This window comes from Edaphobacter sp. FHG110511_03 (genome assembly GCF_059115365.1).
The window spans coordinates 2,129,204-2,151,869 of sequence record NZ_JBZYWL010000001.1; the positions used below are offsets into that span (position 1 = coordinate 2,129,204).

The 22,666-nt window shown below is 57.9% G+C and carries 23 protein-coding genes; 5 read left to right on the plus strand and 18 right to left on the minus strand.

Annotation, left to right across the window (positions count from 1 at the left end; translation table 11 throughout):
• Window positions 1-244: 244 nt before the first annotated feature.
• Window positions 245-1,120 (minus strand): EamA family transporter, encoded by an 876-nt coding sequence (locus AC5S26_RS08675; protein ID WP_494184449.1) that lies wholly within the window; start codon window positions 1,118-1,120, stop codon window positions 245-247.
• 18 nt (window positions 1,121-1,138) lie between these two features.
• Window positions 1,139-2,440 (minus strand): VWA domain-containing protein, encoded by a 1,302-nt coding sequence (locus AC5S26_RS08680; RefSeq protein ID WP_494184450.1) that lies wholly within the window; start codon window positions 2,438-2,440, stop codon window positions 1,139-1,141.
• A 232-nt stretch (window positions 2,441-2,672) separates the two neighbouring features.
• On the opposite strand from AC5S26_RS08680, the gene AC5S26_RS08685 reads away from it, so the two are divergent.
• On the plus strand, window positions 2,673-3,704 hold the full coding sequence (locus tag AC5S26_RS08685) for a VWA domain-containing protein (RefSeq protein ID WP_494184451.1): 1,032 nt from the start codon (window positions 2,673-2,675) through the stop codon (window positions 3,702-3,704).
• Here the strand turns inward: AC5S26_RS08685 and AC5S26_RS08690 are convergent.
• The 11 genes from AC5S26_RS08690 to AC5S26_RS08740 all read right to left on the minus strand — a co-directional run bounded on the left by AC5S26_RS08690 (window position 3,701) and on the right by AC5S26_RS08740 (window position 11,244).
• On the minus strand, window positions 3,701-4,402 hold the full coding sequence (locus AC5S26_RS08690) for a 1-(5-phosphoribosyl)-5-[(5-phosphoribosylamino)methylideneamino]imidazole-4-carboxamide isomerase (RefSeq protein ID WP_494184452.1): 702 nt from the start codon (window positions 4,400-4,402) through the stop codon (window positions 3,701-3,703). The genes AC5S26_RS08685 and AC5S26_RS08690 overlap by 4 nt on opposite strands.
• Before the next feature lie 11 nt (window positions 4,403-4,413).
• Entirely contained in the window at window positions 4,414-4,722 is a 309-nt protein-coding gene (locus AC5S26_RS08695; protein WP_494184453.1) for a hypothetical protein, read from the minus strand.
• Window positions 4,716-5,495, minus strand: a complete 780-nt coding sequence (gene hisF, locus AC5S26_RS08700; RefSeq protein WP_494184454.1) for an imidazole glycerol phosphate synthase subunit HisF — start codon at window positions 5,493-5,495, stop codon at window positions 4,716-4,718. The genes AC5S26_RS08695 and hisF overlap by 7 nt, the downstream gene beginning before the upstream one ends.
• 49 nt (window positions 5,496-5,544) lie before the next feature.
• Window positions 5,545-5,838: a hypothetical protein gene (locus AC5S26_RS08705; protein ID WP_494184455.1), complete on the minus strand. Its 294-nt coding sequence runs from the start codon at window positions 5,836-5,838 to the stop codon at window positions 5,545-5,547.
• Entirely contained in the window at window positions 5,838-6,449 is a 612-nt protein-coding gene (gene hisH, locus AC5S26_RS08710) for an imidazole glycerol phosphate synthase subunit HisH (RefSeq protein ID WP_494184456.1), read from the minus strand. Before hisH ends, AC5S26_RS08705 begins: the two co-directional genes overlap by 1 nt.
• 273 nt (window positions 6,450-6,722) lie before the next feature.
• The gene (gene hisB, locus AC5S26_RS08715) at window positions 6,723-7,328 is read right to left on the minus strand and encodes an imidazoleglycerol-phosphate dehydratase HisB (protein WP_494184457.1); all 606 of its coding nucleotides are present in this window, start codon (window positions 7,326-7,328) and stop codon (window positions 6,723-6,725) included.
• A gap of 4 nt (window positions 7,329-7,332) precedes the next feature.
• Complete coding sequence (gene hisC / locus AC5S26_RS08720; RefSeq protein WP_494184458.1) at window positions 7,333-8,463, minus strand: histidinol-phosphate transaminase; 1,131 nt, start codon at window positions 8,461-8,463, stop codon at window positions 7,333-7,335.
• A 2-nt stretch (window positions 8,464-8,465) separates the two neighbouring features.
• Window positions 8,466-9,725: a histidinol dehydrogenase gene (hisD, locus tag AC5S26_RS08725; protein WP_494184459.1), complete on the minus strand. Its 1,260-nt coding sequence runs from the start codon at window positions 9,723-9,725 to the stop codon at window positions 8,466-8,468.
• A gap of 21 nt (window positions 9,726-9,746) precedes the next feature.
• Window positions 9,747-10,631, minus strand: a complete 885-nt coding sequence (gene hisG, locus AC5S26_RS08730) for an ATP phosphoribosyltransferase (RefSeq protein ID WP_494184460.1) — start codon at window positions 10,629-10,631, stop codon at window positions 9,747-9,749.
• A complete protein-coding gene (gene hisI / locus AC5S26_RS08735) occupies window positions 10,632-10,973 on the minus strand; it encodes a phosphoribosyl-AMP cyclohydrolase (RefSeq protein ID WP_494184461.1) in 342 nt (113 codons plus the stop codon).
• A 94-nt stretch (window positions 10,974-11,067) separates the two neighbouring features.
• Window positions 11,068-11,244: a hypothetical protein gene (locus tag AC5S26_RS08740; protein ID WP_494184462.1), complete on the minus strand. Its 177-nt coding sequence runs from the start codon at window positions 11,242-11,244 to the stop codon at window positions 11,068-11,070.
• Between the two features lie 224 nt (window positions 11,245-11,468).
• Here AC5S26_RS08740 and AC5S26_RS08745 point away from each other — a divergent pair, with 224 nt between their 5' ends.
• Both AC5S26_RS08745 and AC5S26_RS08750 read left to right on the plus strand, forming a co-directional pair.
• Window positions 11,469-11,774, plus strand: a complete 306-nt coding sequence (locus AC5S26_RS08745) for a ComEA family DNA-binding protein (protein WP_494184463.1) — start codon at window positions 11,469-11,471, stop codon at window positions 11,772-11,774.
• Between the two features lie 24 nt (window positions 11,775-11,798).
• Complete coding sequence (locus AC5S26_RS08750; RefSeq protein ID WP_494184464.1) at window positions 11,799-14,468, plus strand: PP2C family protein-serine/threonine phosphatase; 2,670 nt, start codon at window positions 11,799-11,801, stop codon at window positions 14,466-14,468.
• 21 nt (window positions 14,469-14,489) lie between these two features.
• On the opposite strand, the gene AC5S26_RS08755 is transcribed toward AC5S26_RS08750, so the two are convergent.
• The gene (locus AC5S26_RS08755; RefSeq protein WP_494184465.1) at window positions 14,490-15,773 is read right to left on the minus strand and encodes an LssY C-terminal domain-containing protein; all 1,284 of its coding nucleotides are present in this window, start codon (window positions 15,771-15,773) and stop codon (window positions 14,490-14,492) included.
• Window positions 15,774-15,942: 169 nt separating this feature from the next.
• Between AC5S26_RS08755 and AC5S26_RS08760 the strand changes: the two genes are divergently transcribed.
• Complete coding sequence (locus AC5S26_RS08760) at window positions 15,943-16,617, plus strand: DUF4397 domain-containing protein (RefSeq protein WP_494184466.1); 675 nt, start codon at window positions 15,943-15,945, stop codon at window positions 16,615-16,617.
• Window positions 16,618-16,673: 56 nt separating this feature from the next.
• Here AC5S26_RS08760 and ahcY read toward each other — a convergent pair whose 3' ends face one another.
• Window positions 16,674-18,098 carry an adenosylhomocysteinase gene (gene ahcY, locus AC5S26_RS08765; protein WP_494184467.1) on the minus strand — a complete coding sequence of 475 codons (1,425 nt, stop codon included), beginning with the start codon at window positions 18,096-18,098 and terminating at the stop codon, window positions 16,674-16,676.
• A gap of 288 nt (window positions 18,099-18,386) precedes the next feature.
• Between ahcY and AC5S26_RS08770 the strand changes: the two genes are divergently transcribed.
• Window positions 18,387-19,112: a class I SAM-dependent methyltransferase gene (locus tag AC5S26_RS08770; protein WP_494184468.1), complete on the plus strand. Its 726-nt coding sequence runs from the start codon at window positions 18,387-18,389 to the stop codon at window positions 19,110-19,112.
• A gap of 35 nt (window positions 19,113-19,147) precedes the next feature.
• Here AC5S26_RS08770 and AC5S26_RS08775 read toward each other — a convergent pair whose 3' ends face one another.
• The 3 genes from AC5S26_RS08775 to AC5S26_RS08785 are packed head-to-tail and all read right to left on the minus strand — an operon-like array spanning window position 19,148 to window position 22,539.
• Window positions 19,148-20,464 carry an MFS transporter gene (locus tag AC5S26_RS08775; protein ID WP_494184469.1) on the minus strand — a complete coding sequence of 439 codons (1,317 nt, stop codon included), beginning with the start codon at window positions 20,462-20,464 and terminating at the stop codon, window positions 19,148-19,150.
• A 19-nt stretch (window positions 20,465-20,483) separates the two neighbouring features.
• Window positions 20,484-21,608: a bifunctional DNA-binding transcriptional regulator/O6-methylguanine-DNA methyltransferase Ada gene (ada, locus tag AC5S26_RS08780; protein ID WP_494184470.1), complete on the minus strand. Its 1,125-nt coding sequence runs from the start codon at window positions 21,606-21,608 to the stop codon at window positions 20,484-20,486.
• A gap of 31 nt (window positions 21,609-21,639) precedes the next feature.
• Window positions 21,640-22,539, minus strand: a complete 900-nt coding sequence (locus tag AC5S26_RS08785; RefSeq protein WP_494184471.1) for a transglutaminase-like domain-containing protein — start codon at window positions 22,537-22,539, stop codon at window positions 21,640-21,642.
• Window positions 22,540-22,666: the final 127 nt, after the last annotated feature.

Sequence of the window (22,666 nt, forward strand, 5' to 3'; positions counted from 1 at the left end):
TAGGGCTAATAACCCCCTGCGATCATCAACCCCCTGCGATCATCAACCCCGCGATCGTCATTCCGAGCGAGCGCAGCGAGTCGAGGAATCCCTGTATTTCGCTTATGCTGCCACGGATCCATCTTATAAGCCGTTTATTATATGTAGCTTACGTATAAACCATCTGTAATCAATATTTTAGCCAGAATGTCCGGACATAAATCATGTGGAATGAATAGTTTGCGCAAAAAGGGGCGGGGAGGGGTTACAGGGTAATCATCATGACCGCGGCAGCAGCCACCAGCATCCCAAAACCCTGTCGTCGTGTCGGCCGTTCATGGAGCATCCAGGCCGCCAGCAGGATCGTCGAGGCTGGGTAAAGCGAGGCCAGGACTGCCGCGACGTCCAGCCTTCCGGCTCTCGTCGAGGCGATAAAGAGCAGGTTGCCCGACGTATCGAGCAGTGCGGTGGAAAGCGCCCACAAGATGGCCTTGCGAGGCAGCCACCCCCGACCCCCGGTCTTTTCCCGGGCCAGCATTATGACAAGAAGAACGGAGCAGGTTGTGAGGCTCCCGATCCTGGCCGTCGCCATCGGCCAAACGACCCCGGTGACCCCGGCAAACTTCAGCGCAGTAAAGTAAACCCCGAAGCCCGCGCCCGAGAGAATGGCCAGCCACGTCGTCCCGCGTGAAACCGGCTTCGCCTCGGGATTGTCGCCCGCCGCGATGATCCAGATCGAAGCTCCGGCGACAGCGAACCCGGCGATTCGCTGCCATCCCGGCGAACCCTCCTCGGCAATCGAGATCGCTGCCGGAATCGCCGCCGCCAGCAGCCCGCTGATCGCCGCCGAAACGCCCATCGCTCCACGTGAAAGGGCAATGTAGAAGCCTGTGAGGGAAAGTCCGCCCATCACTCCCGCAAGAAGCCCCCACAGCAGGGGGGCGCCGTGGGGAAACGAATCGCCTCGTACCGAAGCGATGGCCACCAGGACGCAGAAGCTGGCAGTGTGGCTGGTCAGAACCACACGCAGCGCGCCAGCCATCGTTCCGCCGGCCTGCTTGGCTCCCATCCCGCCGGAGAAGTCGCCGCCGCCCCACAAAACAGCGGCGGCAAGCGCCAGAAATGCGTTTGCTTCGAGCATCGTCTCTTGCGGACTGCTTTATTTATTGGGACTTATTACGTTCAACGGGCCGGAGTCGCTTGCCGTCGGGATGTAGCCCTTCTTGGCGATGACGGTCAGATCCGGGCGCAGAACACGCACATCGATCGTGCGATACTTGCCGTCGATGAATGGCTGGTGCGTGTAGTAGCCGATCGTGTACTGGGTACGGACCTCTTTGAAGATGTTCTGGAAGCTCTCTTCAATACCACGCTGGCGGAACTCGGCGTCCAGGTTGCCGCCGGTCTCGTTGGTGTAGACCGGAAGAACGTTGTCCCGCATCGTCAGTGGAAGATGGATCTTGTCCAGGAAGCCGACAACAGGAAGCGAGGAATCGCCCACCAGCGTACCGTAGACCGAGATCTTGTTGGTCTGCAGGTATTGGATCACCTGCTTGGTCTTGGCCTTCGAGCCATACTCCTTGCCATCACTGATCACGTAGATCACGCGGCGGCGGCCTTTGGCGCGGGTCGTCATCGACTTGGCGGCCTCAAGGATCGCATCGTTGAGGGTATGGACTTCCTTGGGGACTTTGAGCTCCATCGCTGGGCTGTTACGGATCGGAGCCGTGTTCGGATCGAAGTTGCGCCCGTTGATGACCGTCGTCTGCGCCAGCGGACCGCCCATATTCATGTAGACCTCGCGGCCCGTGCTCTTGGAGTTGTTCAGGGCGAACTCAAGGCGCGCGCTGTTCGCGGCGGTGAAGTCGGTGCGTCGCTGGGGGCCGTTGTTGTAGGTGTAGACCGCAGCCTCATCATAGGGGGCAAAGGCGCCCTGCAGCGCGGCCAGCGAGTTGTTCACCTTGGCCATGTTGTCCGGGGTCAAGCTCTGGTCGATGACGATTGCGACCGACAACGGAAAGGGGTCAACCGTGAAAATGCTGATGTGCTGCGGCAGGTTGTTCTCATAGATCCTGACCTCGCGCCAGGTAATGCCGGGAACCAGCTTCTGTTTCTTGTCCTTGACGGTGAAGGGAACTTCAACGAAGTTCGTCCGAACGACCAGTTTGAAGGCGTCTACGCCTTCTCCTGAGGCTGGAAGGTCCGGTGGTGGACCATCATCAGGGTGTTGCTGCGAGGCGGGCGACGAGGGCAGGCTGGAAGGCGGTGCCTGCTGGTCGGCAGGAGGCTGGTCGCCGTTCGTGTTCGGCGTCGTTCCCATGCCCGGTCTTACGGAGTCAAGTGCAGGGAGACCGACCTGCGGGCGCGGCGCATCGGGGATCTGCTGTGCGGCCGATGCTTCCTCGGCCGTCTTCTGTGTCTGCTGCTGCCCCAGCGTCATAAACGCCAGAACTCCCGCCAATACGCTTTGCCTGACCAATCAAAAACCCCCGTACCAACATCCACCCAGGCCTACTGGCTCTGAGCATTACCAGCTACCAGAGTACCAGCGACAGGATAAGGAGGCTATCACAATGAAGATAGCCCCGTCGGAACCCTTGTCTGTAGGACGCAGCCGCCTATCCTGACGCAACAGTCTCCCTATCAATTATTTTTTCGCTGACTCGTGGCGTCCTGATTCGTCTAAATATGACATGCGCCTCTCTACGTGTGCTTTTGTCCTCCTGTTCGCACTGCCTTTCGGTCTCACCTCCACGTTGTGCGCCCAGGAAGCTCCTTCGCCCGGCGGACCGCCGCCCTCCAGCTCCGCTCCTGGTGAGCAGCCGGTCGACATCGGGGACACCCAGACCCTGAAGGTGAACGTCAACCTGGTGAACATCTATTTTTCCGTTCGCGATAAGAACGGATACATCACCAATCTGCACAAGGACGACTGCGAGATCGCCGAGGACAAGGTCCCACAGAAGACCAAGAACTTTACCCAGGAAAAAAACCTTCCCTTGACGATTGGCATTCTGCTCGACACCAGCGGCAGCCAGCAGAATGTTTTACCGATGGAGCAGGAAGCAGGCGCGGAGTTTCTGAAAGATGTGCTGACTCCGAAGGACGAAGCATTCCTGATCTCCTTCGATATCAACGTGGATCTGCTGGCCGACTATACCAACTCGCCAGGCGAACTGAGGCGGGCTCTCAACAAGGCCAGCATCAATACCGGAGCCGGAACCGGCTCGGTGACAGGAAACAGCACGCCCCGGGGGACCCTGCTTTATGACGCTGTCTATCTTGCCGCTCACGACAAGCTCCGTCAGGAGGCAGGACGCAAGGTTCTGGTGATGCTGACCGACGGAGGCGACCAAGGATCGCAGGAGACGATCAGGACCGCGATCGAAGCCGCGCAGAAGTCCAACGCAATCATCTACGTCATTCTGATTGCGGACCGTGGCTTCTATGGGAGTTTCGGCTACACCGGAGCGGGCGACATGGACCGCCTGGCGAAGGAGACAGGCGGACGTGTGATCAACGTCGGAAGCAATGGAAAAAAGCTGCAGGACGCCTTTAACCAGATTCAGGACGAATTGCGCACACAATACCTCGCCAGCTACACGCCCACGAACCTGAAGGCCGATGGAAGCTTCCGTGCGCTGAGTATCTCGTGTGGCAAGGACACCAAGGTCCAGGCGCGCAAGGGGTATTACGCTCTTCCCGACAGCCCTGATAACAATTAAGCCTCCATGGCACCTGAATAGACGGCCATTCCAGCCACGGCGTCCACGCCCATGGCATCGAGCGCGTCCACCTCGGCGCGCTCCTTGATGCCACCTGCGACGATGAGCTGTTTGGCCGTGGTTGCGCGCAGGATCGCGGCAACGTCGATCGGGAAGCCGGTCATCGTACCCTCGGTATCGACGTGCGTATAGAGGAAGGCCGTACAAAAATCTTCGAGCCAGGTCACGGCCTCTTCGGGGGTCAGGTCGACGTTCTCCTTCCAGCCGCGCACCGCGACCTGTCCTCCTTTGGTGTCGACGGAGAAGACAAGCTGTTCCTCACCGAGAGAATCGCGAAGTTTTGCGGCGAAGTCGAGATTGATGAGCGGATGACGCTTGCGGTCGGCCTCGTTGTCACCACCGAAGAGCGACGAGCCATAGATCAGGCGCTTTGCGCCGAGGTCAAGCATGCGCTTGCCGTCTTCAGCTGTACGCAGGCCGCCGCCGACCTGGCAAGGGAGCTTCGTGGTGAACTTTGAGATGAGATCGGCGTTTGAGCCCTGGCGCATGGCGGCGTCGAGGTCGATCAGCTGGACCAGTGGGTATTTCGAAAAGCGATCGATCCAGTAGTCGAAGTCGTCGAAGGCCAGCTTGAGTTTTTCACCTTGAACGAGCTGGACGATGCGACCGCCCATGAGGTCGATGGATGGGATGAGCATGCTGTATTTTCTCAGTTCTGTCGCGAGGGACGGAGGTTGCGGATGAAAACAAGGATGGTGAAAAGAAAGACGGCGTTGAAGGCAACGGCGCTGAACGCACCCAGCCAGAACTGTTGCATGAGAGTAACTGCAGTGATGTGCTCGACGATGGCCTGCATGACGATGAAGCCGGGTTCGAGGACGATGACAGCGGTTATGCGGGCAAGAAAACCGATGTGGGTGGTCGCAAAGGATTCGCCACCGCTGAGACAGAGCAGTCCCAGCGCCTGAAGGCTCCAGAAGGAGTACCAGACGAATCGTTCTATGCGGGGTCCTAGCACGGTAGCCTTACGGGGACCCCTGCGCGTTCGAGTTCCGCTTTGAGCTCGCGTGAGTCGGTCACGCCGAAATGGAAGATACTGGCGGCGAGTGCGGCATCGGCTTTGCCTCGGCCGAAGACCTCGGCGAAGTGTGCCGCAGAGCCTGCGCCCCCGCTGGCGATAACGGGTATCTGCACGGCTTCTGAGACGCGCGCGGTCAGCTCGCAGTCGAAGCCGTTGCGCATGCCGTCGGTGTTCATGCTGGTGAGGAGGATTTCGCCTGCGCCGCGTTGCTCGGCTTCGCGGGCCCACTCGACGACCTTGCGGCCTGTGGGTTTGCGGCCTCCGGCTACGTAGACCTCCGCGTCGCCAACTGGGTCGGCAGAGTTTTCTGCGCGGCGAGCGTCGATGGCTACGATAACAGCCTGCGCGCCGAAGCTGGAGCCGATTTCGCCGATGAGCTCAGGCCGCGCGATGGCCGAGGAGTTGATGCTTACTTTGTCGGCTCCAGCATCGAAGACTGCCGCGGCGTCTTCGGCGGAACGGATCCCTCCGCCGACGGTGAAGGGAACAAAAAGGGTCGCGGCGGTGCGCTTGACAGTGTCAAGCAGCGTGCCGCGTCCTTCATGCGTGGCTGTGATGTCGAGCAGCACAATCTCGTCCGCTCCGGCGGCTGCATGGCGATTCGCCAGTTCGGCGGGATCTCCTGCGTCGATGATGTCGACGAACTGAATGCCTTTGACGACGCGTCCATCACGGACGTCGAGGCAGGCGATAATGCGCTTCGTTAGCAATGGATGTACCTCGCTCGCTTTGCGTCAAGGCAGGCGATGATGCGCTTGGTCAGCATGGCTGCGACCTCACGGGGGTTACTGGGTCCACCGGGCGCTCTGCTCCCTCAGCGACGATGCGTGCGACGGGTTCGTCCGGGTCGAGCTCGTCTCCACTTTCGGTGAACCACCCGACCAGCAGCCCCTGCAGTGGAGCACGCAGATGGAACTCGCTTCTGCCATCGGAGAGAACGGCGATATTCTGTCCGGTACCGACGAGGGTTCCGGCCGGTACCAACTGCTGCGAGAGCTTGTAGGCGGGCTGCGGAGTCTCTTCGGCGAGCGTTACTTCATAGACGAAAGGCATTAATAAATCTCCACGAAGTTCTTGAGGATCTGGAGGCCGACTGTGCTCGATTTTTCAGGATGAAACTGCACACCCATCACATTGTCGCGCTCGACGACGGCGGTAAACTCGCCACCGTAGTTGGTCGAGGCGGCAGTGTCGGCGCTGACGGGAGCACGCCAGGAGTGGGTGTAGTAGACGAAGCCTCCATCGGGTATACCGCGCAGAAGTCGCGAATCTTTGCGGATGTTTTCAAGCGAGTTCCAGCCGACGTGCGGCGACTTCAGTTCAGCGTTATTGAAGGTGGCAGGGAAGCGCTCGCACTTCGAGGCAAAGTGGCAGAGACCGTCGGTGCTTTCGGCTTCAGTTGAGCCCTCGTAAAGCCACTGCAGTCCGACGCAGATGCCTAGAAACGGGACGCCGTGAGAGATCGCGTCGCGGGTGGCTTCGGTGAGTTCGAGATCATGAAGGAGTTGTGTTGCTTGAAAGTGCCCTACGCCAGGGAGGACGATCTTGCCGGCGTTGCGCACGTCGTCGGGCGACTGCGTGACGTGCGTCTCCGCGCCGAGGTAGTTGAGGGCTTTGAGGACGCTTGTGAGGTTGCCCGCTTTGTAGTCGATGACTTGAATCATTTATGCACGCCTGGTTCCAAAATAATGACAAACAAAATAGGTATAAGAATGGCGTTTACGACCCGTAAAAGGCCTCTACCGAAAAAGGACAAAATAAAAGCTACGGGACCTGCATAGAATGCGAACCCAGTCCACCGATCAATATCTTCGAATGTACGTAGCAACCCTTTATTCAACTGAGACTGCATCATCCAGTACTCAAAGATCATTCCGATAGTTATGAACAACGAAATAGAAAACAAAATGCGTCGCCATATCGGAAGAGATTTCACGTTACAACAGTCCCTTCGTACTCGGAAGAATCTCCGCCATGCGTTCATCGCGTGAGCAGGCTCCGCGCAGTGCACGTGCGAAGGCCTTGAAGATTGCTTCGATCTTGTGATGGTTGGAGCGGCCGTACATCGTCTTTACGTGGACGTTGGCCTTGGCTCCGCGGGCGAAGCCGTCGAAGAAGTCGGCTAGCAGCTCGGACTGGAAGTCTCCGACGAGGCGGACCTTCACCTTGTCGTCGACGACATAAGCGACGCGGCCCGAGAGATCGACGGCGGCGACGGCTAGCGTCTCGTCCATTGCCATGACGAAGTAGCCGGCGCGCAGGATGCCCTTCTTGTCGCCGAGCGCTTTGTTGAAGGCTTCTCCCAACGCGATGCCAACGTCTTCGACGGTGTGGTGCTGATCGACGTCGAGGTCGCCCTTGCAGGTGAGCGTGAGGTCGAAGCCTCCGTGGCGGGTGAAGAGCTCGAGCATGTGATCGAAGAAGCGGATGCCGGTCGTGACCTTGTAGATACCGGTGCCGTCGATGTTCAGCTTGAGGGAGATCTGCGTCTCGGTGGTGTCACGCTTGATCGTACCTGTGCGTGCCTTCTTGATTGCTGCCATCGTTCTAGAGCTCCTGTCCTTCGTTTTTTGCTGTGGCGCTGAAGCCGTACGCAGGCTTCCAGCCAATCTCATGGAGTGCTGCTCTCAAAACTTCAAGGCCACGCGTGACCTGGTCTCCGATGCCGATGGTGATGCGGACGTAGCCATCGCAGCCAGGATCTCCGGAGCGGTCGCGAAGAAGCACCCCGCGAGCCCGCACGGCAGTGACGAGCTCTTTGTGAAGCGGACCGATCTTCATCAGCACGAAGTTGGCCGCGCTGGGGAAGTAATGCACGCCGAACTCGTCAAGGCCGCCCATCATGCGCTCGCGCCCGATGCGAATCTGTTCGACGTACCAGGCGATGTAGGCGTCATCGTCGATCGCTGCGATGAGGCAGTCAAGAGCGACCCCGTTGACGTTGTAGGGTGAGCTGACTTTGCGCAGATAGCACAGCAGCTCCGTGTTACCGACAAGCATTCCGATGCGCAGGTTTGCGAGTCCATACGCCTTCGAGAAGGTTCTGGCGACGATAAGGTTTGGTGTAGTGGCAAGATCGCCGAGGACCGTCTCGCCGTGGAAGTGGAAGTAGGCTTCGTCGACCATCAGTACAGCATGCGGTGCGGCGTTTGCAATGGCCAGAATCTCTGCGCGGCTGACCGTGGCTCCCGTAGGGTTGTTGGGAGAGGCCACGATGATGAGCTTGGTGCGCTCATTGATAGCCGCAAGAAAACGCTCAAAGGGAAACTGCAGGGTTTCATCGGCCTGCACCTTGACCAGGCCGCTTGTCATCATGGCGATCGAGACGTCGTACATGAAGAAAGAGGGAGTTGCAATGAGTGCCTCGTCCTCCTGTTCGAGGAAGGCGCAGCACACCAGGTGAATCGCCTCATCGACGCCGTTGGTCAGCAGGACCTGTGCGGCGTCCAGGCCGAGATGGGCGGCGACTTTTCGTTCGCCCGGCTCACGCTCGGGATATTTAGTCAGTCCTTCGGCCGTGATCTGCTTCAGGCGGTCGAGCACCAGGGGCGAGGGAGCAAGCGTGTTCTCGTTGAAGTCGAGACGCAGAGCGTCGCGGCCTGCGAGCGGAGGGTGATACTCCGGCATCTCAAGAACGGCCCTGCGCGGCTGTATGGTAGTTCTGACGGATACGCTCATGGTTATCTCATCCTTATACGCACGCTTTCGGCATGGCCGGTCAAGCCTTCGGCAGTAGCTAGCGCGATGGCATGTGGACCCAGCTTCCCGAGTCCTTTGCGAGTGTATTCCTGTACGGTGATGATCTTGACGAAGTCGAGAACGCTTAAGCCCCCACGTACGCGGCCGACGCGACCCGTGGGGAGAACATGGTTTGGGCCGGAGATGTAGTCGCCCATCGACTGCGGGGCATAGTCGCCTACAAAGACACTGCCCGCGTTTGAGACCCACTTAAGGTCGGTGGCGGAATCGACGGTGAGATGCTCCGGGGCGAGGCGATTGGTAAGCTCTCTCGCTTCGGTAACGGATTCCGTTACAAATATGGCGCCCTGTGTTGAAAGAGACTGGCGGGCGATCTTATTTCCCTTTGCCAGGGCCTTTGCTTCAAGGGCTACAGCTTTTGCCAGGGCTTCGTTGCTGGTGATCAGGACGGCGAGCGTTTCAGGGTCGTGTTCGGCCTGCGCGACCAGGTCGGCGGCAATGCCTGTGGCAGAACCGCGCTCGCTGGTGACGACGATCTCCGTGGGGCCCGCTGGCATGTCGATGCCACACTCGGAGGATACGATCGTCTTTGCGGCCGTGACGAAGAGATTGCCGGGGCCGACGATCTTGTCCACTGGCTGAATCGACGCGGTGCCGTACGCGAGGGCGGCGATGGCCTGGGCTCCGCCGATGCGGTAGAACTCGGTAACCCCGGCCAGCCATGCGGCGGCGAGGGTCTCGCGCGCGGGCTTGGGCGAACAGACTACGATGCGCTCGACGCCAGCGACCTGGGCTGGAGTTACGGTCATCAGCAACGTGGAGGGAAGCGGATAGCGGCCCCCAGGCACATAGCAGCCAACACTACCAAGTGGGCGCACGATCTGGCCGGTCTTCACGCCGTCGGCTGCGTCGAGGCTCCACTCTTTGGGGAACTGGGCTTCAGCGAAGGCAAGGATGTTGCCGCGTGCAATCATCATCGCGGCCTGCAGCTCGGGAGCAGTGGATTCCCATGCGGCCTGCATTTCTTCACGTCTAACCCGTAACGTCTGGCTCTTTGCCAGGCCGTCAAACTTTGCAGCGTATTTCTTCAGGGATGCGTCGCCGCCTTTGCGAACATCCGCGAGAATGCGGCGCACGACAGGCTCGACCTTTGCCGTGCTGACCGCGCCGCGTCGCTCGATGGAAGCGATCAGCGCGGCAGCGGTCTTTGCGGTTCGGCCATACGTTTTTACCAGCTTCATCTGCAGAGTTCCCCTATCGTGCTACAGAACAACCTTGCTGAGCGGATACTCGACGATGCCGGTAGCTCCGGCAGCCTTGAGCTTCGGGATCACCTCGCGAACCTCGGTCTCATCGAGAATCGTGTTGAGCGCGACCCATTCTGCATCGCTGAGCTGTGAGACGGTGGGGGAGTTGAGCGCGGGCAACACGCCGATCACCTCGCGCAAATCGGCCTTGCGCGCGTTGAGCATCAGACCCACTCGGCCTTGTGCCGCGATGGCGGCGTTCAGCATCAGGGAGATGTTGTTGATCTTCGCGCGCTTCCAGTCATCCTTATAAGATTCCTTGTTCGCGATCAGCTGTGTTTCGCTCTCCATCAAGGTTTCGATGATGCGCAGGCGATTTGCACGAAGTGAGCTTCCGGTCTCAGTCACCTCGACGATGGCGTCGGCGAGCGTGGGAGGTTTCACCTCGGTGGCGCCCCAGCTGAATTCGACCTTGACGGGGATGTTTTTGGAGGCGAAGTACCGCTTGGTGAACTCAACCAGCTCGGTGGCGATGATCTTTCCGGCAAGGTCCTCGGGCTTCTGGAAGGGAGAGTCTTCCGGCACGGCGAGCACCCACTTCACCTTCTGGCGGCTCTGCTTGGAGTAGGTGAGGCTGGTGACGTATTCGACGTCGTGCTGGTTCTCTAGTACCCAATCGTTGCCGGTCAGGCCGGCATCGAGCGCGCCGTGTTCGACGTAGCGCGCCATCTCCTGTGCGCGAACGAGCATGCACTCGATCTGCGCATCGTCGATTCCGGGGAAGTAGCTGCGGCCATTGGCGAAGATCTGCCAGCCTGCCCGTTGAAACAGCGCGATGGTAGCGTCCTGCAGGCTGCCCTTGGGAATACCGAGTCTCAGCTTTTTCTGAGCATCACTCATTTACTTCGTCTCCGTTTCGATCTTTTTCGTGAAGCAGCTTACGGTTCCTTCGTGGCACACCAGGCCGTCGCCTTCGACCTCGACGCGGAAGAGCAGGGCATCGTTGTCGCAGTCGGTAGAGGCTTCGACGACGCGCAGGCGATTTCCGCTGGTCTCGCCCTTCATCCACAGCTTGCTACGAGTGCGGCTCCAGAAGGTGACGAAGCCTGTCTCCAGCGTCTTCTGATAGCTGGTCTCGTTGAGGAAGCCGAGCATGAGCATCTCGCCTGTCTTCCAGTCCTGTACGATGCCTGGCACCAGGCCATCCATCTTGGCAAAGTCAATCTTTACTGCTTCAGCCATCTCGAAATCTCCCGTTTGTCGTTACACATAAAAAGGCCCGCTCGCGGAGTGCGCGTTGAGCGGGCCTTTCAGAATCCTGTGGTCTTGAGTTTCGCTACTTCGCCACACCGGACATAGCCGCCAACACGCTCTGCGCATGATGATGGTGATGATGTCCGTGATGGAGGTTCAGCGAACGCATCGCATTTTCAGAGTAGCGTTGACGTCGCAGGAAGTCAACCTGCAACCCCGGCAACGTGGCTCGCGAAATTGCGGGGAAGGGCATCATCATAAATTTCTTCTTATGAAGATATATATTTACTTATAAAAATAAACAGCTGATTATGAGAGAGACCTGTTCTTAGGGGCGGCGCCTGTCAACCGGAAACTCAGAAGAGGGAAATACATTCTTATGACCCGGTTACACGCACCAGAGATGATCATTGACGGCGACCGTTGACTTTCGTAGTCTTCCCGGGGAACTGCTGTCATCCTTTATCAGGAGTCCTTACAGTCATGCGTATTTTCAGAAATACTCTCCTCGCCGCCTCTCTTCTGTTGGCGCTGCCGTTTTCAATGACTGCGCAGAAGTCGACCGCCAAACCTGCAGCCGCGGCAACGGCTGCTGACAAGCTCGACATCAATACCGCGACAGCCGACCAGTTGAAGGCCTTCCCGGGCATTGGAGACGCTTACTCCAAACGAATCATCGACGGCAGGCCGTACACGGCAAAGAACCAACTGGTCTCGCGGGGCGTTCTGCCTGAGAACGTCTACAACAAGATCAAGGACTCGATCATTGCGAGCAAGCCGAAAAAATAGGTAAAACCTCTTGTTTCGTAACCCATGGGTTGGCTGCTACTATGCGGCCAGCCCATCTTTCTGCCCTTTATGCTGCAGCGATCCGCTCGTCTCCAGTACGCTCTTCTCGCACTCGTGGCGGTACTCTCCCTCACGCACGTCTACCTGGGAGTAAAAAACAACTATCAGAGCCTAGCTCATGGCCGTACCCGCGCCAGGCTTCCCTTCGATGACAGCTATCGCGGACCTCTCGTCGCCCAGGCGACGCCAGAGAGCATCAAGGCCGGGCTCCGCAACGGCGATACCGTTCTCGCCGTCAACAGCCGTCCTTATACGGGCGGCATCGTTCTTCTGGAAGAAGTGCGTCACAGCCTGCCCGGCCAGCCGTTGACGATTCTCTATCGGCGCGGTGAGTTCCCACCCGCCACGGTTACGATCCTTCTGCATGCGGAACGCAATGCTCCAGCCTCGCCAGTTGCCTGGATTTTGCATTTTACATTTCTCCTCATGGCTCTGCTCTGCCTGCTTATAGGGATCTACGCAGTCTTTGCGCGCCCGCGAAATCCGCACGCTTGGCTCATCCTTGGAATTCTTAGTTTCTTCGATCCACTCTTCATCAACGCCGCACAGATCTATAGTCCTTTCAGGTTCGTTGCGCAGGTCTGGAGCGACCTTGCTCAGACAGCGATGCCCCTTTGTCTTATGGCTTTCGGGATTTATTTCCCCGAGCGATCCTCCATCGATATCCGTTTTCCCTGGATCAAATGGCTTATCGCGATTCCGATTCTTCTTCTTCTTCCCGCGGATCTTCTTTACATCTACGGGCATGGCTACAACTACGCCGCTTCGACATGGCTGGATCCGTGGTTCTACCGGATCGTGATAGTAGAGAACGTTTTGGCTGCGTTGGCGATCTCTTATTTCTTCGTCAGTCTGGCGCCCAAGCTCGCTCAGAGCACCGGCGATGCACGCCGTCGGCTTCGCATTCTCTACTTCGGGTCCGTTATCGGCCTCAGCCCCTTCTTCGTCGTCCTCGTTATCTCCCTCATTCGCAGAACCGACTTCGGCCAGGGAATCAGTAACTGGATCATGGTTCCTGTTCTCGCCATTCTGCTTTTCTTTCCCTTTTCACTTGCGTATGTTGTCGTCGTTCAGCGCGCCTTAGACCTTCGCATTCTCATCCGTCAGGGAACCAAGTATTTTTTCGCTACCCAGTCCGTCTTCATCCTTGGCGTCCTGCTCGCTATCTGGATGTCCTACAGGCTTAGTCTCTACTTCTCAAGCGCCGCTCACCGCCGTCCCCTGGATACCGTGCGCATTTTAGGCATGATCGCCCTCTTCTTTTCCTTTCGTTTCATCTTTTCAAAGCGGCTGCAGCAGAGGATCGATCAGCGCTTCTTCCGCGAGGCCTACTCGGCGGAGCAGATTCTCTCGGAGCTGTCGGAGGAGGCACGCAACTTCACCGAGATCACCCCGCTCTTGAATGTGATCACGCAACGGATTGGCGATACGCTTCACATCGAGCGGATTGCGGTTTTTCTGCGTTCGGGAGACAGTTATCGTCTGCAGCTCGCAACTGGAATACCGGCGACTCCGATGATGTCGCCGGTATTCGGTTCGTTCGCCTTGGCGGCAAGCTCTGCGACGATCACCAACCTTGCGCATGGACGCGTGCCAGCCATGGTCTATCGCGACGATCCATCGAGCTGGCTCGTGGATGCGACCGATGCGGAGCGCAGCGCGTTGAATGATCTCTCCGCCGAGCTTCTGGTTCCACTGCCGGGCCGTAACCGGCTGGCGGGTGTGATCGCGCTGGGACCGAAGCGATCTGAAGAGCCGTATTCCCGCACCGACCGGCAACTGCTGCAGTCTGTCGCGACACAGGCAGGGCTCGCGCTTGAGAACGCAGAGCTCTTTGAGAATCTCTCCAGCGAGATTGCGCAGCGGGAGCGTGTCTCGCGCGAGATCGAGATCGCCCGCGAGGTGCAGGAGAGACTCTTTCCTCAGACTCGCCCCGAGATCAGCGATACCGATATGGCAGGCTCCTGCCGTCCTGCCCAGATTGTTGGAGGCGACTATTACGACTACTTCGCTCTGCCACCGCGCTCGCTTGAGTCTGCCGAGGGGCCGCGCCTGGCGCTTGCACTGGGCGATATCTCGGGCAAAGGCATCTCGGCGGCCTTGTTAATGGCCAGTCTTCGCGCTAGTCTGCGCAGCGCCGCGCAACTGCAGCCGGGGGACCTTGTGACGCTGATGAGGCATGTCAATCGGCTGGTGTACGAATCTTCCACGACCAATCGGTATGCCACATTCTTCTATGCTGAATTCGATCCTCTGACCCGAGTTCTGAACTATGTCAATGCCGGGCACAATCCTCCGATTCTGGTTCGCGGTAGGGAGCAGATCGCGCTCGAGGCGACCGGTACCGTCATCGGTCTTCTACCGGAGGTCTTCTACACCAAGGCAAGCCTGTTACTTCGATCGGGCGATGTGTTGATCGCATTCACCGATGGGATTTCAGAGGCAATGAATGGCGCTGAAGAAGAATGGGGCGAAGATAGAATGATTGCGGCAGCCCGGACTCTGTTGGACCAGCCGGAATGCACCGCAACGGCACAACAGTTGATCGAATGCATTTTGAGCGCAGCGGACGGCTTTACAGCCAGCGCTCCCCAGCACGATGACATGACGCTGCTGATTTGCAGGATCCATTAGCCCACGGGAGTGAAGTGTAGGCTATTTCAACTCCATGGTCAGAATGCGACCGTCCGATTGAAAACTTCCGCCAGTGGCCGTCCTGGCATCGAGGAGAGGATCGGTGGGCGTCACGTAAGCTGCGCTCGAGAAGACTCCTGCGGCGTCAAAGCTCTGCAAAAGATAGTCGCGCTCCTTGTCGATCTCCGGGTCGATCTTGTGAGTGACGCCTCCAGTTCTCTGATCCTTCTCGAAGCCGATGTCATGCGTAGCGGAACCAACCCACAGAAGGCGTCCGCCGACGGTCTTATCCGTCTGCCATACGCGAAGATGATGCCGCTCGGCGGCAACCAGCAGGGGATCGGCGCGGGCGAACGACATGTCCTGCGGGCGCCCGAAGAGGTAAAGCGTGCTCATAGGCATCTCGGTGTACGCCTCGTGGCTGAGCGTCTTCAGCAGCCCATTGAGGATCGCCTCCTGGACAGATTTGTCGACAGCGGTCCAGCCAGCAGCCTTGAAGGCGGCCTCAACCTGTACTTTCGTCCCGACAATGGCGAAGTTAACCATGTCGCCAGGATCGCCCTCACCGGACGCCACATCGGAGACTCGTCGCGGAATGTCAGCAAATACAACCGGGGTGATCACGGAGCTGATAGGAGCTACAGAGACGGAGCGGGCAGCGGTCTTCGGCGCAGCTGCGAACTTCACCTTGACCTGGTAGCTACCGGTAAACGTGAGATCGCTGCTTACGTTAACGCGTAGGTATAGCTCGCCCGTGGTCGGCATGGGCACCTTGCCGGAAGAGCCGACAGAGAAAGGGACAGAAGCGCCCATGTCGCTGACTCTGCCGATGACAGCGCCTACTTTGGCCTGATTCAGAGGGAACTGCCGAAGCAGATCTTTCCAGCCGCGATCAACCCCATCGGGCGTAGCCTTGCGCGCATCTGCCATGGTGATATCTCCGCTGGCGGTGAAGTTCGCAAGCTCTCCGGCGGCGACTACCACACCTGTGTCGAGCCACTCGGAGTCTTTCAGCGTGAATTCATAATTCTGTTTGTGCGCAGCAACTGCGGCTACACTCTTTATCTGTTTGTCACGCATGCTGACAATCGCTTCAACACGTGGACCGGCTGGAAGAGAGGGAGGGGCCGTAGACCCGGGAGGGGGGACTGCAACCGGAGAGGGAGGAGAAATCGGGGATGGAGTTTCTACCGGCGACTGAACGACATCATCCGATGCAGGAGCAGGATTTGTCTGGGCAAGAGCGGAGAAGAGTCCTCCGGAGGCAGCGATTAATGCCGCTAAAGCAGTAATGCGAAGAAGCATTCTCCGTCGCTTCACCCACACAGATCGTTTAGAGTGGTTCATATTGAGTCCCCGACTTAAGATGCTCAACACAGTCCTACAGCTTTTGTCGCTCCATTCTTTCACCAGAAAAGCGTTCTGCTGGATCGCTGCGACGATGTGTGTCGTTATGTTGTCCGGATGCCAGGGGATGCTCTTCAGCCCGAGTCGATCCCAGGTACGTATCGTCGACGTCTCCCCGGATGCTCCGGAGATGGACGTGTACCAGAACTCGTCGGCAATCGCTTACCGGCTCGCTTTTGGGACCATTACGTCGTATGTAGCTGTCGATCCCGGAGCCTACACAACGACGGCGACGATGTCCGGCACTAGGCAGGCTCTCGCTTCTTCTAAAGTGACCCTTGCAACCGCGGGGCAATATACCGTGCTGATTGGAAGCTCTTCTGCCAGCTTGCAGCAAATGACGTTGAAGGATCAAAACAAACCCGCTCCGCCAGGACGAACCGCTCTACGAGTGGTTAATCAGGCTACAGTCACCGGTCCTGTCGATGTCTACCTTATTCCCGCGGGACAAAAGATTGCCGACGTGAAACCAGCGGTGATGAACAGTAGTTTTGGCGGTAACACCGGTTATCTGGATCTTCCAGCGGGAACCTATACGCTGGTCATGGAACCAGCAGGGACGGTTCCGATCGACGACGCGGATGCGACCTATGCTGGAGCGCAGGTTGCGTATGCGAGTGGTTCGGCGAGCACGATCGTGCTGATTGATCACCACAAATCTAAGGATCCGGACCTGCAGGTGATTATTGCTCCGGACTACACTCCGCAGACAGCCTCTGACTCCACCGAATCCATGCGATGAAAGGAAAGGCCGCCAAGTTTGATTGGCGGCCTTTTCTACAGAAGGTAAAGATGTAATCAGTAGCGATACTGTTCGGATTTGTATGGGCCTTCGACAGCGACGCCCAGGTAATCCGCCTGCTTCGTCGAGAGCGTCGTCAGCTTGACGCCGATCTTTTCGAGGTGGAGACGGGCGACTTCTTCGTCGAGCTTCTTGGGAAGGATATAGACACCCACCTTGTAGGTGTCCTTGTTCTTCCAGAGGTCGAGAGCCGCAAGCGTCTGGTTGGAGAAGCTGTTGGACATGACGAAGCTGGGATGGCCGGTGGCGCAGCCCAGGTTGACCAGACGGCCCTCAGCCAGCACGAAGATGCTGTTTCCAGAGGGGAAGGTGTACTTGTCGACCTGCGGCTTGATGTTGAGCCGGGTGACTCCCTTGGCGCTGTTGAGCTGGTCCATCTGAATCTCGTTGTCAAAGTGGCCGATGTTGCAGACGATCGCCTGATCCTTCATCTGCTGCATGTGCTCGAAGGTGATGATGTCGAGATTGCCGGTGCAAGTGACGTAGATGTCGCCGCGACCCAGGGTCTCTTCGATCGTGGTGACTTCGTAGCCCTCCATAGCAGCCTGCAGCGCGTTGATGGGGTCGATCTCTGTAACGATGACGCGTGCGCCCAGGCCGCGCAGCGAAGCCGCAGAGCCCTTGCCAACGTCGCCGTAGCCGCAGATGACGGCTGTCTTGCCTGCAACCATGACGTCTGTAGCGCGCTTGATGCCGTCAACGAGGGATTCGCGGCAGCCGTAGAGATTATCGAACTTGGACTTGGTAACGGAGTCGTTGACGTTGATGGCGGGAACAAGCAGCTTGCCCTGCTCCATCATCTTGTAGAGGCGGTGAACGCCAGTGGTGGTCTCCTCGGCAACGCCCTTCCATTCCTTGGCCATCTTCTGGAAGTAAGTGGCATCTTCGGCATGGATCTTCTTGAGGAGATCCTTGATGACCTGTTCTTCTTGATTTCCGGAAGGAGTATTGACCCAGCCATCGCCCTTCTCGAGGTCGACACCTTTGTGGATCAGCAGCGTAACGTCTCCGCCATCGTCGATGACGATCTGGGGGCCAAGGCCACCCTTGTGGCGGAGGGCCTGATCGGTGCACCACCAGTATTCTTCGAGGGTCTCGCCCTTCCAGGCGAAGACAGGAACGCCTGCGGCGGCGATGGCAGCAGCAGCGTGGTCCTGCGTGGAAAAGATATTGCAGCTGGCCCAGCGGACATCGGCCCCGAGGGCGACCATCGTCTCGATCAATACGGCTGTCTGGATCGTCATATGCAGCGATCCGGTGACGCGTACGCCTGCCAGGGGTTTCGCAGGCGCGTACTTGTTGCGGATCGACATCAGGCCAGGCATCTCCTGTTCGGCGATATCGATCTCTTTACGTCCGAAGTCGGCCAGTGACAGGTCGGCGACCTTGTAGGCGAGGGTCTCTAGAGTTGCTGTTGACATGAATAACCTCAATTTCTAAATGCGGGGTTTCGTCTCTTTGCTACAATGGCGGCACGAAAAGACCGTCCTTAGGGTATCAATCTCTGCAGTCTTCATCAATGAAAGCCCTTGCTTCTGCCGTTGCGAAGACTCTAACCCGGGATAAATATGCGACAAATTAATTTTGCTTTTCGTGTTCTTCTCAATTACGCGTCTGATAAGAACTGTCCTTTTTGCGGATCGAAACGTACAGAACTTACCCAGAGGAAACGTGTCATTCTTCATCTGAGAACTTGTCAGGGCTGCGGCTTGAGGTTTCGCTGGCCGAAGGAGACAGCGGGTTTCGCTGAAAAATTCTATCAGCATGCCTACCAGGAGTCCGGCTATACGACGGATATTCCTGATCCGGCCACGCTGAATCAGTTTATCTCAGATAATTTTACCAGTTCTCCAAAGAACTTCGCCTTGCAGATAGCGGTACTGAAGGAACTTCTTCCCAATGGGCGCGTTCTCGATTTCGGCTGTTCATGGGGATATGGCATCTACCAGTTGCTGAACACAGGATACGACGCCTTCGGCTTCGAAATATCTCGTCCGCGCGCGGCGCTTGGCCGGGATCAGCTTGGTGTAAAAATCATCGACGATCTTAACGCCCTGAACGATCTTCCACCGCAGTCGGTCGACGGTATCTTTGCCTCGCATGTTCTCGAGCACCTTCCTTCTACCCAAGGAGTCTTTGAGCTCTTCTCGAAGATACTCAAGCCCAACGGAATCGCGGTAATTACGGTTCCGAACGGAGGCGGCAAACAGGCACGTGAGCTTGGTGTCGACTGGACGCCGCTCATTAATGAAAAACACACGCTTGCCCTGGACCGAAACTTCTTTGAGAAGAATATGTCTAGCTTCGGATTCAACGTGACCACTCTCTCTGATCCCTATCATCCTGGGGAGATACGCAAAGCGATAGAACAGAATCAGAGACTGGCAGCCGAGGGAGAAGAACTCATGATCATCGCTCAGCGATCGGCTGCCTGAAAGCATGTTGTGTCACAGGACATGTCGACCGCGGATCAATCCCGGGAGAAGGGTGGATGTCTCTGGCTCGTTACGCAGAAGCACAATAACGCTGCGTCGAAGCACAGTGCTCCGATAGCGTAAAGTCCGCCTGCAAAACTTTGGGTTGCATCGCGCAGGCGTCCGGTGATGTAGGGGCCAAGAAAGCCTCCGAAACCACCCAGGGTGGTTATCATGGCGACGCCGGCTGCGGCTGCGGTTCCGGCGACGGTGCGGGTCATCAGCGCCCAGAACGGCCCCATCGTGCTCCACAGCCCGATGGCGGCCAGAGAGAAGGCGATAAGCGCCGGCGCGATGCTGCCTGCAATTGCGGCCCATGCAAAGCCCACCGCGGCGAGCGCCATACAACCCGCAAGGTGACCTCGGCGCTCGTTCCAGCGGTCGGAGCTCCATCCGAGGATGACTGTGAAGATCGCGGCCAAAAGGTATGGCAGAGTGGCGAAGCGGGCGATCGTGCTGGCATCGTCGCTGCCATTTGAGAGGCTGTGAAGCATTAACGGCATCCACAGGTTTACGGTATAGACGCCGATCTGGATCGTCACGTAGATGGCCGCCATCAACCAGACCGCAGGGAGTCGGAAGGCATCGGCGAAGTTGTGGTGCTTCGTCGCTCCATAAAGAGAGCGGTCTCGTTCAAGCTCATCGGCAAGCCATAGCTGCTCCTCCGGCCGCATCCACTCGGCCTGGCCGGGGCCGTCTCTCAAGACAAACAGCACGGAGAAGCCGAGCAGCACCGTCGGGATTCCTTCCGCGAGAAAGAGCCACTGCCAGCCATGCAGTCCACCCACTCCATCGAGTCGCAGCAGAGCGCTCGATAAAGGCCCCCCGACGACTCCCGCGAGCGATGTTGCAGTCATGAACTTGGCGACGGCGCGGGCACGCTCGTGGGAGGGGAACCAATACGTGAGATACAGAAGCATGCCGGGAACGAAGCCTGCTTCCGCGACTCCCAACAGAAAACGCATGATATAGAACGAGCCCGGAGAATGAATGAAGCTCATGCACGCTGCGACGGCTCCCCAGGTAATCATGATGCGCGCGATCCATAGACGCGTTCCCACGCGCTGCATCACCAGGTTGCTCGGCACATCGAAGAGAGCATATCCGAGAAAGAATATCCCCGCGCCGGTTCCGTATACTGTGTCGCTGAAGTTGAGCTGCCGCTTCATATCAAGCGCCGCGAAGCCGACATTCACACGGTCGACATAGGCGACGATGTAAAGCAGAAACAGATACGGAATCAGCCGCCAGGTAATTTTTCGGTAGAGAGCATGCGCATCAATGGCGGTGTCGTCTGCTGTCTCATATGGCATCGCTCCACTGTATCGGTTCTCAGGACGAAAGTGCGACCATCTTCTCGGCCTCCAACAGCTTTCGCTTGCGCTCTGTGCCCCAGCGATAGCCGGTGAGCGAGCCATCCTTTCCTATGACGCGATGGCAAGGAACGAGAACCGCTACCGGATTCGCCGCGCAGGCTCTCGCGACCGCGCGTGTTGCCGCAGGAGATCCGAGTTCAGCCGCGAGCTGCGAATAGCTGCGCGTCTCGCCACGCGGAATCTGCTGCAAGGCCCGCCATACCCGCTGCTGAAATGCGGTCGCGCGCACATCGAGTGGAAATGCGGCCGCCGTGGGGTGCTCTCCCATTTGAGCGGTGATGAAATCAACTGCTTTAGCAAGCCATCCTTCTTCTGGTGCCTCCGCAGTCAGATGAGCGCCAGGGAAGCGTGTTCGCAGAATATCGATCACTTCAGATTGATCCTCTCCAAATGCGATCGTGCAGATACCTTTCTCCGTCGCCGCCACCAGCATCTTGCCCAGGGGACTGTCTGACACTGTGTACCGGATCGCAATTCCATTCGCGCCACTTCTCATCTCACGAGGTGTCATGCCCAGCCGGGCTGCGCTGTTTTCGTAGAGTCTGCTGCTTGATCCAAAGCCTGCATCGTAAATTGCATCCGTAACTCGCATGGTTGACTCCCTTAAGGTTTTATCGAAGGTCTTCAGTCGTTGTTGTCTTGAATATTCGGAAGGGCTGATTCCAAAGATTCGTTTGAAAGCGCGATGAAGTGTCAGCCGGTTGATTCCTGCCGCTTCCGCCAGTTCGTTGGTCGTCACCCGTTCCCCCGCATGGTCTTTCAGATAGCGGGCTGCCCGCGCTACGGCTCTGGCCTGAGGATCAGGCGCCGGCGTCGTTCGTTCCGGGTGGCAGCGTCGGCAGGCGCGATAGCCGGCTTCGAGCGCCGCCGCAAGTGTAGGGAAGAACCGGACGTTGGTTCGCACCGGCCTTCTGCTGGGGCAGGTTGGCCTGCATACGATTCCGGTCGATTGGACGGCGTAGAAGAACTTGCCATCGGCCTGGGCATCGCGCTCCAACACCTGCTGCCACTGCCTGCCGGAGAGGATATCGGTGATTTTGCCTGCGGACATCGTCATGCCAGTATCTTCCCTCAACGGCATGGACGCTACACTCCGTTTTGTTCGTTCAAAGTCAGATGAGTTCGGGGATGGGGGCGACCGGCGTGGGAGCGACTGTAGCTGCGGGAAGAGCTACTTTATTTCCGGCTTCGTCAACCTCATTGCTTTCAACATAAAAATGGGTGAGTTGAGCGACACCAAAGCTGGTTGTGATTGCAACGTCCGTAGCGTCGCGGCCCACGGCCATCAACAAGCGGCCGATGCGAGGGCTGTTGTGGCGTGCATCCATTGGCCACCACCGGCCACCGAGATACACCTCATACCATGCGCTGAAGTCACCTGGCCCGCCGTAAGGAATGCGGATATCTCCGAGATAACCCGTGGCATAGCGTGCAGGGATATTCATCGCGCGGGTGAGCGTAATCGCGAGATGCTGGAAGTCGCGACAAACCCCGGTGCGCTCGGTAAAAACATCGAGCGCTGTCTTTGTGGGACGCGCGGCCATGTAGTCGAACTGCACATGGGCATGGACCCAGTCGCGAATCGCGATCGCACGAGACGCTCCTTCGGGCGTGGAGCCGAACAGTTCATAGGCGATCTGCGACATTCTGTCGACTTCACAGTATCGGCTGCTCAGCAGAAACTGAAGTGTCTCATCCGGTAGTCCTTCAACGGGATATTGACGCGCCTCAGAATCCGTTTCATCGCAGCTTCCGTTCAAACGGACAAGGTTGCTTCCTGCCAGCCGCAAAACACCTTCAGGGGCCCTGAACCGGAGGCAGCGATTTCCAAATCCATCGATGTACTCATGCCCCAACAGCTCACTCGTGGCTTGCGGATCGATGTGCTCAATCTTCAGGAGCTCGCTCTCCTGCAAAGACGCATCCAGGGACGGATGCAAACGAAGCATCGCGATCATCGTCAGCGCCGCAGGAAGATGGAACTGAATATCGTACTCAGATCGAATGAGCATAAGATTCTGATTCGGATGCAAATGGAATGAAGTGCAGTTGTGTGACCAGATTTAGGCTTGTCTTCCCTTGCACATAGGGGCATTTTGGAAAAACAAAAGGGCGAGCCATGAAGGCCCGCCCTTGTTT